This is a genomic window from Blautia sp. BIOML-A1, from assembly GCF_009883055.1.
Classification (GTDB): domain Bacteria; phylum Bacillota; class Clostridia; order Lachnospirales; family Lachnospiraceae; genus Blautia_A.
The window spans coordinates 1-17,037 of record NZ_WWVR01000036.1; the positions used below are offsets into that span (position 1 = coordinate 1).

Here is a 17,037-nt window from a genome sequence, read left to right on the forward strand (position 1 = left end):
AAGTGTTCTTTTTTATTTTTTGCAATTCATCTCCCACCTGTAGAGGAAGGAGAATTCTTGCTATATATTATGTTAAACAGCTTAGTATAATAGTCCATCTGTCTGCTGCCCGGAGAAACAATCTCGATAATCCAATCCGGCGCACCTTTACATCCTTTGTCATCCAGTTTATCAGGATCACAGATGACTGATATATCCGGCTCTACATAGGTATCTGTTTTTTCATCGAGATACACTGCAAATGGAGCTGCATATACTTTGCATTTTCCGGCATGTGAGCGAATATAATCTTTTATTGCACTAGATAATTCCACCGAAATATCCTGATGCTTTCTGCTTGGCGGTGCCATGTAGTAAATATGCCCGTCAATCAGTTCCGCCCTTTTGCCGTCCGGCAGGGCATAAATATCTTCTATAGTATAAGTTTCTTCTTTTAATAAAGGCATGCAATCATTCCTTTCTCGAAAAAATAAGCTGTTACCTTATAACTATAGTAACAGCTTATTTTCTTTGTGGCAAGCCACATTACGCCAGTTTTATTATTTTGCTATTTGGATCAGGCTTGTCGATTTCGTCCAGTCCAATTGTATCCTCCAGTAACTGTATATCGTCAATTTTCTTTTTGTCCATTACAGAGGTATACAGATCCATGGTCATCTGCAGAGTTGCATGCCCCAGATATGTCTGGACGGTTTTTGGTGGAATATCAGCTTCAAAGCATCGGGTAACAAATGTATGTCGGAAGCAGTGTCCAGAAAATTTCTCCATAGTCTCCAACGGATCCCTGCTGTAATTAATTTCCTTAACAATCCGGGCTATAGCGTCTGCATAAATCTGCGAGCATAGAGGAGTTCCGTAAATCGTGCAAAAAATATAATTTGTGCGCTCCCCTTTCAGTTTCGGAGAGTTATTTATAACCATTTTATGTAGGACAATCTGCCTCTGCAGTGCCTCCTCACAATATTTATTCATCGGTACTGTTCATCGACTCGAAAATGTTTTTGGATCGTTTTCGTGGAAGGTCTTCCCAGTGTCGCCCTCCAATTTTTGGTATAACAATGTTTTTTCAACACGTATTTCTTTCTTGCTAAAATCAAGATTATCCTCTGTTAGAGCAAAAAGCTCCCCTGGACGAAGACCAGTGCTAACCGCTACTCGGAACAGATTATCGTAAAATGTTCCGCTGCTACACTGAAAGAATACCTGCTGATCTTCCTTTTCTTTCAGTTTGTTCAAAACATCTGTTACCATCAGTCGCGTAATCTCTGTCAATTTCGGGTTTCCGATGTATGGCTGTATATTATGTTCAAAAACATATTTTGCAACAGCCCCTTTTATGTTATTTTACAGACAGTCCACCAATATTTCAGATGCTTTTTCAAGCATGGCTGAAAAACGTTCCGGTTCTGTCAGGGCTTTTCCCTTATCAGTTTCAATACAGTTAAGAAGTTCACAATATGTTTTATTATCAGGGTCATTATTGCATATAATCTGACACAGTCTGGAAGCAGCTTCAGCAAGTCTGATTGAGCCGTAACTTGCCGGCTCTTCTGGAAGCGCTCTGGCACTGGTGATCAGATATACCAGTAATTCGAATTCAGGATTATTCATCAATTCTCTCCTCTTCCTCAATATGATCAAAATAGCATATCTGTTCTACCGGAGGACGCTTCGGGCAACGAGGGGTACCATCTGGATAACCTATAGAGATAAGCATCTCAATACGATATCTGTCTGGAAGTTCCAATATTTTACGAACCGCTGTATCATTGTATGATTTGATTGCACATGTTCCAAGCCCTAATTCAGTAGCTTTTAGCATGAGATTCTCAGCAGCCATTGATGCATCCATAAGGCATCCGTACACTTCAGAATTTTTACCACCCTTTCTTGATGCCTTCTCCATATCTGAGCAGACTACAAGGATGACTGGTGGTTTGCCAGAAAGCCCCGGACTAAAAAGATCTACTTTTTCTTTAAGCTGTGGATCTGTAATAAACAGAAATCTCCAAGCCTGCAGATTACTGGCCGAAGGTGCCTGTTGAGCCGCATCTGCCAAAGTAAACAGCAACGCTCTGTCTACAGGATCAGGATGAAAAGACCGTGTGCTGTGACGGCTCAGAATAGCTTCATTTAATAACATATCTTTGCTACCTTTCTGACAGCATATAGCTGATCGTTATGAACTTGTATTATTATTTTTTTCTGAGATATTCGAAATAAGCGAACAATCCCTCTGCCATAACCGGGTCAATAACAGGAAGTCCTGTTTCGTTTTCCAGATCTTTGGCTATACCAATCGTTGCAAGACCAGTGCAGGCAAGTGCAATTACTTCTGCGCCTTGTTCTTTTAACTTCAAGCCAAGTTTCAGCACACTTTCTTTTCCTTCTGGTGTCATCAGATCCAGTGTGCTATGTACACCTTCAGGTCTGCCTAGTATCATCTGATCAGGAATCATTCTCCTATATGCCTGAGGTGCATAGTCTGTGATTCCAAGCACACCAATCTTGCTGCCATATTTAAGAGCAAGTGCTACAGTTGTCTCGCCGCCGCCAGTAACAGGAATGTCCGAGAGAACTTTACGAATCTCCGCAACACCCGGATCATCCGCACAGCTTACGATAATCATATCAACATCCGTGAAGGATTGAGCTGTTTTAACAATTTTGGGGATAGCCAGTTCACCGAGTTCAGGACTGTGTATTCCCTCATACTGGTCCGGAATACATTTAGTTTCGACCTGAAGTTCAGGGAAATATGACATAATCTGTTTGCCATGTGCGGAAAGCACCTCTTCATCTTCTGTTGTAAGGACTCTAATCAGACCTACTTTAAATTTTTTATCCATTTTCAATTTCTCCTTTATATCGTAAAAAATCAGATAAGAAAAACACCATTTTCGATAACTTTAATATCATCCAGATATAATGTCGGACGCAGGACAATTCCGTCCATATGACATTCCGCTTTATTTACACCACCAAATGACGTATTGGTTCCGAAAGCAATGTGTACGGTTCCATATACTTTTTCATCTTCAAGAATGATTCCATTCAGTATAGCTGCTTCGTTAGTTCCGATTCCAAGTTCACAGAGTGTTCCGTTGGTCTCGTTTTTAAGAAGGATATCAAGATTTTCGCTCTTATCTCCTTTTACTGAACAAAGCTTTCCTCCTGAAATTGTCATATGTAAAGGACTTGCCAGTTTTCCAATACCGACCATAGATCCATCAATAATCATCTCGCCATCGGAACCATCTTCTAGCGGAGCAATATAGGCTTCTCCGGAAGGAAGATTTCCACATTTTCCGGATTCTTTATATACTCCAGGACTTGGAACACCATCCCTGCCATCGAGATTGATCGTAAGAACCTTCCCATCTTTTTCGATGCGTGCCTTGGAGGCGTTGGTGAGCATTTCTGTTACTTTTGCAGTTAATTCTTCTACTTTGCTGTAGTCGGCAGTCATGGCACCCTGTGAAAACATCTCTTTGGTAATACCAGGCATTGTTGCTACTCTTGTACCTGCTTTCGCTGCTTCAATTCTGGCGTTCGTATGAGTGAGTGACTGGGCAGTCGGAGCAATTACAACATCAGCAGCTTTCATAGCTTCGGCAATTGCTTTAGGCGGTTCCTGTCCACTAACTTCCCTTTCTTTCATAACCATAAGGATTTTTTCGCATCCAAGATTTCCAGCTGCCTCATAGATTGCTTCGCCAATTTCTTTACGACTGTCATCTGTAATAACCAGAATTTCTTCGCCCGGTTTTACAGCCAGACATGAAGTAAGAACTCCCTCTGCTATCTTAACTAAATTTTCCATTATCATTTCCCCTTTTCGTTATCTTTTTAATTTTTGTTATAAAGTAAAAAACGGACATTCCGCCGGACTTTGATGGACCTGCGAAATGTCCGGAAAATACTGAATATATATAATTTATATGTCTATTCAGATGTCAGTTAATTCAGAGACAACTCTGGCCAGAAGTGTTCTTGGAAGAACAACTTTCTTACCGGTTTTTTCTGCAAACATTTTTTTCATTTCCTGTGTATAACCTATACAGTCAAGAACAATCAGATCCGCATCAAGATCTTTAATCTCTTCAGCTGCCTTTTCGAGTGCATCCCAGTCGCCATATGGTGAAGCCGCAATTGCTGTTACATGATCAACATAGTTTTTCCATTTTTCTTCACATTGTTCTGTCTGAAGTGGTGATGGAGTCATGCAGATTATGCTTGATTTCTTAGTCATCAGCGGAACAAGGCGATTGAGCAGCTCACATGGATAGATCATAGGAATATTCTTGGCTGAAAGTGTCTCCGGAAAACTTCCGGTACAGAACATCATGATAAGACTGCATCCCTCATCTTCCATGTGGTTAATAGCATCCTGAAGTCTTGGCAGGATATGACGCTCGGCAAATGTCACAGAACTCCCATCTGTCAATCTGGAGACAAGGACATAATCATCCTTGCCGGGAGCAAACTCAGCAATCTCTTCTTTTGTAAGTCCATCCAGACCGCCTGCCTGGACAAGTTCCAGTGAATCATCAAAGATTCTTAGAATGTCTGCTGTTACATCAGTTCGCGGAGCCTGACCGATGGTAATTGCACCTATTTTCATACCAAAACCTCCTTATTCGTTTCCGAGAGTCTGAAGATGTTTCATGCTTCCATATAATTTCTGGAGACGTGCATATTCATCAGCATCATAGAAACTACACTGTTTTCTTCCATATGCTTTGGCAACTTCTAACATAAATCTTGCAGCTTCCTCTACGTCTGTAGCATGAGTAGCGCCTGTAGCGCATCCAGGTACCATTGTCTCTGCTGTGATAGCTACACCAACAACAGGTGCATCTGTAGCTGTACATGGCTGAAGAATACTATTTAAGTGGTGCACATCATTTCCGTAAGGTGTGATATCCTGGGTAGCCAGTGGGAATACATATGGAAGACGTCCTGTAGTGATCTGCATCAGATCAAGAAGATCTTCAGAAGTTCTTAATACATATCCCTCTTTTACTGTTGGAGAAATAGCAAAACCTCTTGTGTTAATCACACGGTTGCCTTTTGTTGTGTCAACAACAAGTAAAGCATCAAGATCCGGAGACACTTCTTCTTTGTTTACCTGTGCCATTTCTACTGGTGAACCCATGAAAGGAACCGGATCATGCGGAGCTGTCGGAGCATGCGGACAGATATGTGTAGAAATAAACACATCACCGTCAAGATAGTCTCCTTTGTTTTGCATATCAAGCAGTTTTGCAGCGAGAGCTACCGCGCAGAGTGCGCCATCACCGTCAGATACAAAGCCAATACGTTCCGGACGTGCGCCAATTCCGCCAAGTCTGCCAAGGAGTCCGATTGTAGGAGCATCTCCACCATTTGTCTTGCCGTTTTTACCAGGAATACGCACTTTAAGCATATCTGTGCTTCCCTTAGGGCCTACCAGTTCATAGACTTCTACATTGGCATCGGCTTTGATCCCGAGAAGATATTTTTTAACTTCTTCTCCTGTTACAAATGAACTGTCAAGTACATCATAAGCAGCAATAATTTCTTTCATTAACATGTTATTATTCCTCCCGACTATTTACTCAGATGACTGATTAAGTCTTTTTTAATTACATCTTCGGTTGCTTTCAGCAATTCCGGCGCATACATGGTCGGCGAAAGCTTCAGATTCTTTTTGTCTGTGGCAATTACATAAACATCAAGTCCCTCTTCCATCATGGCAGTTGTAACAGGCTCTCCTGTTTTGGCATTGATCGTCATAATTAGATCCGGGAAAGTTGCAAGACGCTCGCCATCTTTTTCGGCAGTAGCATATTCATTCCAGAATGTCATTTCACAGCCGTCAACAGCAGCATAACCTACATCGAAGCCACCAGTTGTCTCGATAGAAAAATTCTGTACCGGTCCCCTTGCAAGGACACGGCCATTCAGGAAAGTACATACACCGTTAACTGCATCCTCAACGGAAGATTCCAGTCCTTTTAAGAACGCTTTTCCTGTATCGATTGCATAACTTACACCACCAAGGGCACAGTTTTCACGGGCATAAGACACTTTTACCGGATTTCGTGCTACTGCGACCAGTCCACCTGCTTCAATAGAGGCAAGACGCACCATCTTGGACGTATGATCGATCGTTCCTTCAAAGAAGCATTCGATATGGTTTCCAGTATCTGGATTACCGCCGACACAGGCCTGTACTGTTGTATAATCTGCAAGTCTGTGAAGATTCATGCTTCCCATTACACCTGTTGGATGAGCTCGTCCGTTACAAGGGGCATCAACAACCGGAAGTCCTGTAACAGCAGCCTGAAGCCAGCCATTTACTGTTGCTTCTCCGCCCTGTTCGTTGGTAATAATTCCGCCAATATTAAAATCACAGTTTTTCTGAAGGATTTCAACAGTTTTTGCGATATCCTTCGGAGTCATGAACTGGGCTGGCGCATTTGGTGCACCTACCAGAGAAGCTGTCAATAGTACATCATTTTCATCCAGTTCATCGATTGTAATAAGTCTGAGATCGGTATAATCAACTGCAATCTCAGCGTATTTTCTGCCTTTTTTCGGATCGCCGCCGCCACCGCCGCCGAGGATGGTTCCTCCGGTGAGTGCAGCATCAAGGACATCTTTTGTAAGACGGATTCCTTTAGTTTTCATTTTATTAATCATCTCCCGTTATTATTTCTTTTTACCAAGTGATAATGTAGCCGTAAAGAAACTGTACAGAGCTGCTCCGGCAAGTGAACCGGCACCCATAATATTGAGGGTCTGCTCGTTTTCTTTGTCCTTTTTAACAAGAATGTAGCGAATAAGCAATGCGATCAGAATTGTCAGACCGTTAATAGTGGAACCAACAAGAAGACCAGTTGCAAAAAGAATACCAACCTGTCTGGATCCGCCAAGGAACTGGATGATTGCTCCCGGAATTGCCCAGATAAGCAGCCATTTAGCTACATCTCCGCCTGCGCCAGCTTCAATCGTTGCTGCAAAAGTAGCATCAACCGGTGCAAAGAGCCCCTGCGCAAAGTACTGTTTTGCCATAATTGCCACAAGTATAAAAGCTACCACAAAACCTACAATTTCACTGATATACTGCTGTTTTCTTCCTTCGAGCTCAAGTTCCTGATCTTTCCCGCATCCACGAAGGATGTAACCGCATTTAAGATCATATGCCATATCAGAGAAAGCAGGACCGGTTGCAGAAGTATAAGCAACAAGGATTCCAAGTGGAAGTGATGGGAATCCGATCAACATTCCAACAATCAGGAAAATAAGAGCTGTCGCAAATCCCGGAAACCATCCTGAGTACATTGCTGAAATACCAACAATCAGTTCAGAAGCAATAGCTGCAAAAGCTGAGAAGATAATCCAAATAATCAGCTGAACAACACCCATTTCTGACCAGATGCCTGTAATTATTGCCAATAAAATTGCTACTACCAGATATGCAACATATCCACCACCAAGGGCTTTTTTCATATTTGCCATGCTGGAGGTAAACTTACCTGCTGCACTGTCTCCGTCACCTTTCTTGAAAAGCATACGGCCGCATTGGATAAGGGACACAAGACCTGCTCCGATCATAATACCATGGGGCATGTATTTGAACATGTTTGAAGCCATCAGATCAGCACCTTCACCGAAGATGTTTGTAATGATTGGAAAGCTACGGCCGAAGATATCAATAATAAATCCATTTGTCTTAATGATACCGATCACAATTGATCCTACGCCAAGAGCTGTCATCGCTGCAAAATCGCCGAACCAGGAAACACCAAGAAGATCCGTAGGAATACCGATCATTTTACCACCAACACCGATGACCATACCTACAATGAGCAAAAAAGCTTTCTTTCCCTTTTCTACAACTGCAAGGATAGATTCTGCAGATGCAACTCCTGGAGGCCATGCTCCTTCTGCCGGAAACATTTCGCTGTCAAATGTCTTATAAAGAATTGTTGCATCAATAATGGTTGCAAGAAATACACCAACAAGCATAGGATACATAAGATCCATTCTGCCCATAATAACCGGAATACCAATCGGAAGCAGGAAGCAGTTTGCTGCTGAGAATGTTGCTCCCGAAATTGATGTCTGAATCATATTCTGGCAGTGAATACTCTGATATTTCTTTAAAAATGCGATAGGCAGACGTGAAATGATGATTGCAAATAACGCTCCTACGATAGATGTGTTTGGTGCGACACCCGTACGCACGATCAATTCAAGACCGATGATAGCACCAAGGACGCTCATCACAATATTCAGAATAAGAATATACGGTGAATACGCTTTTGGATGTTCTGATGCTTTGATATGCATCTGTGTGTAATCTTTCTTTGTGTTACTAACCATGTTATCTCCTCCATTTCCTATAAAATATATGTGCTCGTATCCGGTTGACAGCAGGCCAGAGTACAAAATTAGCCGATGTAGGAACGCCTACATCGGCTTCACATATGTTGTTTTGTATTATATCACTTTAATTCGCTAAAAGCATTGGTGGTAACACACTTTTTTTAATTAAATATTGTGCATGGTGCACATTTGTTTTTAATGTATATACATTTTTAATTTTATAGCAAATTCTAATTTATCCATCATATCTGGATCCTCCAGACTGCAATGTAGTATTTCTTCTATCTTGCTGATTCTGTGTGCCATGGTATTTCGATGCAGAAACAGTGCCTCTGCTGCCAGTTTACGTGAACAATTATTATGAATAAATGCTTCAAGAGTATCAAGAAGTTTTGTGCCGTGTACACGGTCATAGGTTACCAGTGGACCCAGCTTCTTTTTGATAAATGCCAGTGCTTCCTTATCAGCAGACATGAGTAACATAATACGATCATATTGAAGATTAGATAAAAAAACCTGAGACCATTGCTGTTTTCTTATATTACGAACCAAAAATCCCTCTTTTATCTGCTGATAGGTATTGGGAAGCGCCAGATAATCTTCTACTATATCGCTGATGATCGCAGAGCACATACAGTTATTGATTTCGCATGTCTTTTGAATCATATCTTCTGTCATTTTCTTGATCATGGACTCATTTATTGAAGAAATTGTGATCGCATAACATATTTCTTTACCGCATATAACTACATTTTTGATGTGATGATTATTAAGAACTCGGGATATACCCTTTATCTGGGATTCCTTCTTTATTTCCAAAAGAAAAGAATTCTCTGATATTTCCAGAGAAAGGGCAATCACACGAAATGGTTCAGATGGCCACTGAAGAGAAGCGATTCTATATTCTACTTCCTCGGTCTGTGTAACTTTTCCATTAATAATATCAAAAAATAGTTTTCGATCCAGTTCAGATTTATTCTGACGTCCGATCTGATAACGGGTATCAAGTGCAACATTGCTTCTGGATTCCACAATTGCAGTCATTATTGGAAAGGTAAGTTCTGTAAAGCCCGCATTATTGTTGAGAAAGAACAGCGGAAGTTTTAATTCATCTGCCAGCTGAAGAGCTTCCTTGGGAAAATCATCAAAAAAACGTGTTTTTATTGCAAGAGCTGACGCATTCGCATCGTTCATATCTCTTATAATCTGAAGAAGAGCCTCTTTATCATTTCGTATCACATATCCAGTGGTTATCAAAATCAAATGTTCTCTGAGCCACGGTTTGATATTTGGCTGCTCCATCATATCAAATACTTCAACCTTACGTAAAATACCTTCTTTTCCTGCAACAAGCGAAGCGTCTCCATTATTCCAAATTTTAACTATATCTTTAACAAGTAAATCCATTTTTCTCTCCTATAATGATATCAGACAGAACAGCAGCGGTATGATCAACATACAAAGCAAAGTTGTCGTTACCACAGCTGTAGAGGCATATTCTCCGTCCAGATTATATTGTTCTGCAATCATACTGGAAGTTGTCATTGCTGGTGCTGCACAGATCAGCATAAGGATCATACTTTCAATTTCTGAAAGAAAATGACGAGAAATGAAGTATATTATCAGTGGGAGTGCAAATGATTTTGTGAAAAACAGGACCAGTATGGACTTATACTTAAAAATATTGGTAAGTTTCATAAATCCAAGACTGCATCCAAGGTAAACCAGCCCCCAACTGTAGCAGGTATTGCCAACAGAACCAATGGTACTCAAAATTATGTCCGGAACAGAAATATGAAAACTAGTCAGACATAAACCCAGTAGGATTGAAAGGAAAATTGGATTCATAATGATCTTTTTCCAGGAATTCTCTTTTAGTCCGATTCCATTTGTAAATAATGTAACACCCAGAGTCCAGACCAGAGTCGTATCAATAACGGAACATATAGGAATATATACATTGCCGCCCTGATCACCAAACAGTGTCATGATCAGAGGAATCACCAAAAAGCCATAATTGCCACCTACAGAACATCCACAATGAACATTGGCTGTAGTTCCTTTAAGATGACAAATGTGGCTTCCAAGGATTCCTCCTGCTGCCATAACAAAATACATAAGAATCTGTGATAAGACCATTTTTCCATATTGAGTCATTGTCTGAAAGGTGGTCTGATTTTCAAGGATCAGACCAATCGTCAGTGCCGGTAGCGCAATCCTAAGTAAAAATCCGGAAATAGAGGGCATTGCTTCTTTTTTTATTATACCTGTGCGTGAAGCAGTAAAGCCTATGAGAACAAGTAAAAGGAAACCACCCATTTTAGGCAGAATCGCCATCATATAATTCATAAAGTCCTCCTGTGACCCGTTAGTATCCTGTTAATAAGAATAACAGAATCAATTACTTATGTTATTATACGAGTCTGATTTTTCTTTTTCAACTCTGTGTAGAATTTCATTACAACAAATATCGTAATGCAGGCAATCAGTGACTGTGAACTTGGATAACTGCTACTTCTCCTCACGCAATTAATTTGCGTGGGCAATTTGAAGTTTCAAATAAATTACATAGAAGATTCCTATTGTAATAAGATCCCTTCCTGATATCCAAGTGCAAAGAAAAGCGTACCAATATTCAAGTGCTGTCCCTGCGACATTTCCGGAATTAGTTTTTCAACCTCGACATATAACATGGCTCCTGCTGCAAACCGTGCTAAAAGCAACCTGTCCTTTCTTGCATGCAGTCGTTTCAAACATGGCAATTTCTTTTTCGCATTTGCATATGGATGCCTTGCATTAAAGTAAAACTGATTATTTGAGAGCGTGGCCTTTTTAGCATTTTTATAAAAATCTTTTGCTGAAAGTCTCGTCTCTACTCCTGTTAAATGTAAAAAATGATCTATCGGAAATGAAACTTCAAAATATTCATTATACATACAAATAAGTCTTACCTGCCAAATTCTGACTATACATGCTTGCCGAATCTATAATATTTTCCGTATTGCATTTTTCTTATCTGTCTTTGTTGCCATTCGCACCTCATACGCAAAGAGGAGTGTGATGCTTAACCACACTCCTCTAAAACTTTCTTTTGAAAAAGAGTTTTCTGCTGGTTGTCAGCCTCGGTACCCAGTTAAGATACCCTAAATGACGTGGAAATCATTAAGTCCCCCACATGGACTACAGCTTTATCCAAGCTGCCAGGCTCGATGCCCAGTTAAGACATCTGAAATCTTCACTACTCCATCGACCACCCCATTTTCCACTCCATTTTTAGACCACATTATGTCTAACTACGCCATTTTATGCCATTTCAGGCAATTTCTCCAAACCTGCATTAATCCAGGTTAATACTGTCAAAATCAGGTGTTCCATAGAGGTCGAACGGTGTACTCTGATATACGTAATAATTCAGCCAGTTCGTATACAGATTATTCGCATGGGCTCTCCACATAAGCAGCGGTTTGTTTGTCGGATCATCCTCTCGATAATAATTTTCCGGAATTTCGATCGGAAGTCCTTTGCTCATATCACGTTTATACTCTCCATCCAGTGTAACCCTGTCATATTCCGGATGTCCCATGACAAAAATCTTTCTTCCGCCTTCCGCCATTGCAAGGAAAAGCCCGGCCTCCTCAGATTCCGCCAGAATTGTAATGTCTTTGCAGGCACGGATATCTTCGATCGGCACCTCTGTATGTCTGGAGTGTGGTGCAAGGAACATATCATCAAACCCCCTTACCAGCGGGATTTTGCGATTCAGTACTTTGTGCCAGAATAATCCAAACATTTTATGGTCAAGCTGACGTTTCTTAAGTCCGTAAAAATGATACAGACCTGCCTGTGCTGCCCAGCACAGGAAAATTGTCGAAGTCACATGGCTTTCGGTCCAGTCCATAATCACCTGAAGCTCGTTCCAGTAATCCACTTTCTCAAATTCCATCTGCTCTACCGGTGCTCCTGTTATGATCATTCCATCAAAACGCTTCTCTTTCAGTTCAGAAAAAGTTTCATAAAATTTATTCAGGTGGCTGAGAGACGTATTTTTCGCCTCATGACTTGCCACCGCCATAAATGTCACATCAACCTGAAGCGGTGTATTGGAAAGAGAACGAAGAAGCTGAAGTTCTGTTTCCTCCTTAAGCGGCATCAGGTTCAGGATCAGAATCTGAATCGGACGGATATCCTGATGCACAGCCCTTGTCTCGTCCATAACAAATATGTTTTCTCTTTCCAGAATTTCCTTTACCGGCAATTCTCCCTGTATCTTGATAGGCATTTTCCCATTCCTCCTCGTGTATATCTTTCTGTTTTGTTCGTCACTGTTCATGGCAAAACACCTCGCGGAATATTACCTGTGAACAGTTACTTTTATTCTTCTGTCATTTTGAGAAAATCCGTTTCTGACAAAATCGGAATTCCAAGTTCTCTCGCTTTTTTGTTTTTTGATGAATTGGAAGCTGTATCATTGTTAATCAGATAATTCGTCTTTCCTGTTACACTTCCTGTTACCTTTCCGCCAAGAGATTCTATCAGATTCTTGGCTTCTCCGCGGTTGCTGAAATGCTCCAGACTTCCTGTGATAACAAAATTCATTCCAGCCAGAGTCTGATTCTTTGAGATTTCTTCTTTATTAATATGAAGATATCTGAGCAGATGATCCAGTCTGCGGTTATTATCCGGGTCTTCAAAGTATTTTGTAAGACTTCTCGCAATTACCGGACCAATGCCATCAATCGCACCGACTTCCTCTTCCTTTGCATTCCGGATCTGTGCCAGATCATCCTCGAAATGCCGGCAGATGACCTTCGCATTGGAAAGTCCGATGTTTGCAATGCCAAGACTGTAAAGCACTTTTGCCGGCACTGTCTCCTTTGCTTTCTCTATGCTGGTCATCAGGTTATCAAAGGACTTCTCCCCAAATCCATCCATTTCTACGATCTCATCACGATATTTCGCAATTTCAAAAATATCACCAAAATCATGAATAAATCCTTTGGCAATAAACTTCTCCAGTGTTGCCTCGGACAAACCATCTATGTTCATGGCATCCCTGCTTACAAAAAGCGTAAATGCTTTGATTTTTTTTGCAACACAATCCGGATTCATGCAGTAAAGAGACTCCACCTCATTCTCCTGAATGATCCTTGCTTCCTGTCCGCAGACCGGACAGATATGCGGAATTTCCAGTTTACCGCTTTTTGTCAGATTTTCTGCAATCTGTGGGATGATCATATTTGCCTTGTAGACCTGAATTGTATCACCAATTCCAAGCTGTAACTCTTTTACAATGCTCACATTATGAACACTGGCACGGCTGACTGTCGTTCCCTCCAATTCCACCGAATCAAAAACGGCAATCGGATTGATCAGTCCTGTCCTGGACGGACTCCATTCGATCTCCCGCAGTATCGTTTCCCGGATCTCGTCTGCCCATTTAAAGGCAAAGGCATTTCGCGGGAATTTTGCTGTGCTTCCAAGCGAATCTCCATAAGCAATGTCATCATAGAGTGCAACCAAACCATCCGACGGAAAATCATTGTGCTCAATTGCATGAGAAAAATAATCCATTGCTTCATCCAGCGTCTCGCCCGTAACCATCCGATATTCTACCACCTCAAATCCCTGAGATTTAAGCCACTGCATCTGATAAGCTCTGGAATTATGCATATCAACATCCTGCGCAGACACCAGTGCGAAAGCATAAAATCTTACATTTCTCCGGGCTGTGATCTGATTATTCAGCTGTCTGACTGATCCACTGCAGAGATTTCGAGGATTTTTATATTTTGCATCCACATCCTCAATCGTTGCATTGATCCTCTCAAAATCAGAATACGTAATGATTGCTTCTCCTCTCAGTACCAGTCTTCCCTGATATGCGATCTTAAGCGGAATATTCTTGAAGGTTCTGGCATTGTTGGTAATAACCTCTCCTACAATACCATTTCCACGGGTAACTGCCTTCACCAGTTCTCCATGATCATAAGTCAGAACAATCGTAAGTCCGTCCATTTTCCAGGAAAGCAGAGATGGATGTGTTCCGATAAAAGCTCTCAGGGTTTCTCTGTCCTTTGTTTTATCCAGAGAAAGCATGGGCGATTCATGGGTTTCTTTCGGCAGTGCATCCACTGCTTCATATCCTACATTAACAGTTGGACTATCTGCCAGAACGATGCCTGTTTCCGCCTCCATGCTTTCCAGCTGATCGTACAGATCGTCGTACTCTCTGTTGCTCATGATCTCCCGGTCTTCCTGATAGTAAGCCTTTGCTGCCTCGTTCAGTTTTTTTACCAGTTCTTTCATTTGGTTTACGGCTGATATTTCCATTGTGTCCTCCTGTTTCTTTGATTGTTTCGCTGGATGAATTCCTGATCCGGCTGTTTAACTCCACCCTTTCTTCAGCCCTTATATCGCGATATTCTCCAGGTTTCAGTCCGTCAAGAGTCAGATTCATGATCCGCACCCTCTTAAGCGTCTGTACCTGATATCCGAAATATTCACACATTCGGCGTATCTGTCGGTTCAATCCCTGTGTCAAAATGATCTGAAAACTTCTCTTTCCTGTTTTTCTCACAGTGCAGGGTCTTGTCACTGTATCCAGGATTGGAACACCGTTTCGCATTCCCCGTAGAAATTCTTCGTTGATTTCTTTATCTACTGTTACAGCATATTCCTTCTCATGGTAATTTCCGGCACGCATGATACGATTTACCAGATCTCCCTGATTTGTAAGAAGAAGCAGTCCTTCGGAATCTTTGTCCAGCCTTCCCACCGGATATATCCGAAGAGGATAATTCAGATATTCTGTCACCGTAGTCTCATTGCGCTGCTTCCTTGTACTGCAGACAATTCCTCTTGGCTTATAAAAAAGCAGAACAACCTTCTTCTCTTCTTTTATAACCGGTCTGCCGTCCAGACAGACAACTGCATCCGCCGGAATTTTCTCACCGGTTTTTATCATCCGGCCATCAAGTGTAACTCTTCCGCCATCCGTAAACTGATCGGCATCCCGTCTTGAGCATACTCCTGCATTGCTTAAGTATTTATTTATTCTGATCATTTCTGTGTTTTCTGTTTTATTTTTTTTGTCCATTGCTCTATTATATAATTTTTTCTTTTTCACCGCAAGAAAGAGTTTCTAATTATAGCAGCTGTTCACAGGTAATATTCCGCGAAGTGTTTTGCCATGAATGTGGCAAAATCTGTCGAACTCTTGTATTTTTGTGTCAGTTATTGTATCATGTATAAAGTCTGGAATTTTCGTTTCACGAAACCCGGTATTATTTTAACAAATGTTAGGAGGAAACGGCATGCCAAGCCGCAAAAAACATACAAATCCGTTTCTGCTGCTCATCGCCATTGCACTGTGTCTCGTTCTTGGTGTCACACTCAGACAGTCCACTGCTGATTTTTCCGTTCTTGAGGAAACTTCTTCCAGTATGACCGCCTCTTCTGACAGCCAGAAACAAGATAAGACAGATTCTGACCAGAAGGAAAATTCTACCCCTTCTGCAACAGCCTCGCCAACTCCTGCCAAAAAGCCATCAGATTCTAAACGTAAGGTTTCTGATGAAGCAGCTTCAGGCGTGTGGACTTCCAGTGGAAGCAACTGGCTCTTTATGGTAGATGGCAAAGCACATACCGGATGGCTCACTGATACAGATGGCAAAACCTACTACTTCAACCAGGATGGCATCATGCAGACCGGTTGGGTGGATGCAGACGGGAAACGTTATTATATGGATCTGGATGGCATTATGCAGACCGGCATCATCACCGTCGATGGTAAGAGCTATGAGCTTCAAAGTGATGGTTCACTGAAGGGCTACTCGCCAAAAGAATCCACTCCAACATCCAAGCCGGAATCAGATTCATCTAACAGCAAAGAAAACAATAAGAAAGATTCTGATAAAAAAAATTCAGGTAAGAAAGATTCCGGTAAAAAAGATTCCAAATCACAGAAGCCTTCTGTCAAATATGCAGCTCTGACATTTGATGACGGTCCGAGTTCTTTTACCGACAGACTTCTTGACTGTCTGGAATCCAACAATGCCAAAGCCACTTTTTTTATGGTAGGAAAGGAAATCGACAGTTTTCCTGATGAGGTGAAACGTATGGAGGCACTGGGCTGTGAACTCGGAAACCATACTTACTCACATGCAGATCTTACAACACTCTCACCGGAAGATATGTCCGCAGAGATTGCCGGCGTAGATGAATCTCTCGTCAATCTGGTTGGACATGGTGCTACTGTACTTCGTCCTCCTTATGGATCGATCAATGATTCCGTAAGATCAACGGTTGGTACTCCTATGATTCTCTGGTCAATTGATACGTTGGACTGGGAAACACAGGATGCGCAGAAGACTGTTGATACCGTTATGTCTCAGGTTCAGGATGGTTCTATTATCCTGATGCACGACATCTTCAGTACCTCTGTTGATGCCGCTGAAATTTTTATTCCAAAACTGATTGAAGAAGGCTATCAGCTGGTCACGATCCACGAGCTCGCCAAGATCAAAGGAACTGAATTACAAACCGGCATTGCATACGGTGATTTTACCGGATAAACCCAAGTCATAAACAGCAGCAGATTCCTTAGAATATAAGGATCCTGCTGCTATTTACATACAGCAAAAGGCACAGAAACCCTCTGTG

Annotated in this window: 15 protein-coding genes and 4 pseudogenes; 1 reads left to right on the forward strand and 18 read right to left on the reverse strand. The window is 41.5% G+C overall.

Annotated features, from left to right (window positions below):
- Window positions 1–74 precede the first annotated feature (74 nt).
- From GT674_RS13810 to GT674_RS13895, 18 genes and pseudogenes are all read right to left on the reverse strand, one after another.
- Window positions 75–446: pseudogene (locus tag GT674_RS13810) on the reverse strand (Uma2 family endonuclease); the annotation flags it as partial.
- A gap of 79 nt (window positions 447–525) precedes the next feature.
- Complete coding sequence (locus GT674_RS13815) at window positions 526–972, reverse strand: tyrosine-type recombinase/integrase (RefSeq protein WP_161286240.1); 447 nt, start codon at window positions 970–972, stop codon at window positions 526–528.
- 9 nt (window positions 973–981) lie between these two features.
- On the reverse strand, window positions 982–1,338 hold the full coding sequence (locus GT674_RS13820; RefSeq protein ID WP_302025581.1) for a hypothetical protein: 357 nt from the start codon (window positions 1,336–1,338) through the stop codon (window positions 982–984).
- A 6-nt stretch (window positions 1,339–1,344) separates the two neighbouring features.
- Window positions 1,345–1,611, reverse strand: a complete 267-nt coding sequence (locus tag GT674_RS13825) for a DUF6092 family protein (RefSeq protein ID WP_161286242.1) — start codon at window positions 1,609–1,611, stop codon at window positions 1,345–1,347.
- Window positions 1,604–2,143 carry a nitroreductase family protein gene (locus tag GT674_RS13830; RefSeq protein WP_161286243.1) on the reverse strand — a complete coding sequence of 180 codons (540 nt, stop codon included), beginning with the start codon at window positions 2,141–2,143 and terminating at the stop codon, window positions 1,604–1,606. Before GT674_RS13830 ends, GT674_RS13825 begins: the two co-directional genes overlap by 8 nt.
- Window positions 2,144–2,195: 52 nt before the next feature.
- Window positions 2,196–2,849, reverse strand: coding sequence for an aspartate/glutamate racemase family protein (locus tag GT674_RS13835; RefSeq protein WP_161286244.1), 654 nt, complete (start codon window positions 2,847–2,849; stop codon window positions 2,196–2,198).
- 29 nt (window positions 2,850–2,878) lie between these two features.
- Window positions 2,879–3,823: an aminopeptidase gene (locus tag GT674_RS13840; protein ID WP_161286245.1), complete on the reverse strand. Its 945-nt coding sequence runs from the start codon at window positions 3,821–3,823 to the stop codon at window positions 2,879–2,881.
- A 126-nt stretch (window positions 3,824–3,949) separates the two neighbouring features.
- Window positions 3,950–4,624 carry an AroM family protein gene (locus GT674_RS13845; RefSeq protein WP_072520936.1) on the reverse strand — a complete coding sequence of 225 codons (675 nt, stop codon included), beginning with the start codon at window positions 4,622–4,624 and terminating at the stop codon, window positions 3,950–3,952.
- Window positions 4,625–4,636: 12 nt separating this feature from the next.
- Window positions 4,637–5,575 (reverse strand): DUF1177 domain-containing protein, encoded by a 939-nt coding sequence (locus GT674_RS13850; RefSeq protein ID WP_072520935.1) that lies wholly within the window; start codon window positions 5,573–5,575, stop codon window positions 4,637–4,639.
- Between the two features lie 17 nt (window positions 5,576–5,592).
- Complete coding sequence (locus GT674_RS13855; protein ID WP_161286246.1) at window positions 5,593–6,675, reverse strand: DUF917 domain-containing protein; 1,083 nt, start codon at window positions 6,673–6,675, stop codon at window positions 5,593–5,595.
- Between the two features lie 21 nt (window positions 6,676–6,696).
- Window positions 6,697–8,373, reverse strand: coding sequence for an OPT/YSL family transporter (locus tag GT674_RS13860; protein WP_161286247.1), 1,677 nt, complete (start codon window positions 8,371–8,373; stop codon window positions 6,697–6,699).
- 198 nt (window positions 8,374–8,571) lie between these two features.
- Window positions 8,572–9,783 (reverse strand): PucR family transcriptional regulator, encoded by a 1,212-nt coding sequence (locus GT674_RS13865; RefSeq protein ID WP_161286248.1) that lies wholly within the window; start codon window positions 9,781–9,783, stop codon window positions 8,572–8,574.
- A 9-nt stretch (window positions 9,784–9,792) separates the two neighbouring features.
- The gene (locus GT674_RS13870) at window positions 9,793–10,725 is read right to left on the reverse strand and encodes an AEC family transporter (RefSeq protein WP_161286249.1); all 933 of its coding nucleotides are present in this window, start codon (window positions 10,723–10,725) and stop codon (window positions 9,793–9,795) included.
- 230 nt (window positions 10,726–10,955) lie between these two features.
- Window positions 10,956–11,093, reverse strand: a pseudogene (locus GT674_RS17940) (ZIP family metal transporter); the annotation flags it as partial.
- 21 nt (window positions 11,094–11,114) lie between these two features.
- Window positions 11,115–11,312, reverse strand: a pseudogene (locus GT674_RS17945) (PBECR4 domain-containing protein); the annotation flags it as partial.
- A 401-nt stretch (window positions 11,313–11,713) separates the two neighbouring features.
- A complete protein-coding gene (gene metA / locus GT674_RS13885; RefSeq protein WP_161286250.1) occupies window positions 11,714–12,655 on the reverse strand; it encodes a homoserine O-acetyltransferase MetA in 942 nt (313 codons plus the stop codon).
- A gap of 92 nt (window positions 12,656–12,747) precedes the next feature.
- Entirely contained in the window at window positions 12,748–14,706 is a 1,959-nt protein-coding gene (gene ligA / locus GT674_RS13890; protein WP_161286251.1) for an NAD-dependent DNA ligase LigA, read from the reverse strand.
- Between the two features lie 91 nt (window positions 14,707–14,797).
- Window positions 14,798–15,472: pseudogene (locus GT674_RS13895) on the reverse strand (pseudouridine synthase); the annotation flags it as partial.
- A 217-nt stretch (window positions 15,473–15,689) separates the two neighbouring features.
- Here GT674_RS13895 and GT674_RS13900 point away from each other — a divergent pair.
- Complete coding sequence (locus GT674_RS13900; RefSeq protein ID WP_161286252.1) at window positions 15,690–16,949, forward strand: polysaccharide deacetylase family protein; 1,260 nt, start codon at window positions 15,690–15,692, stop codon at window positions 16,947–16,949.
- The last annotated feature ends 88 nt before the right edge of the window (window positions 16,950–17,037 follow it).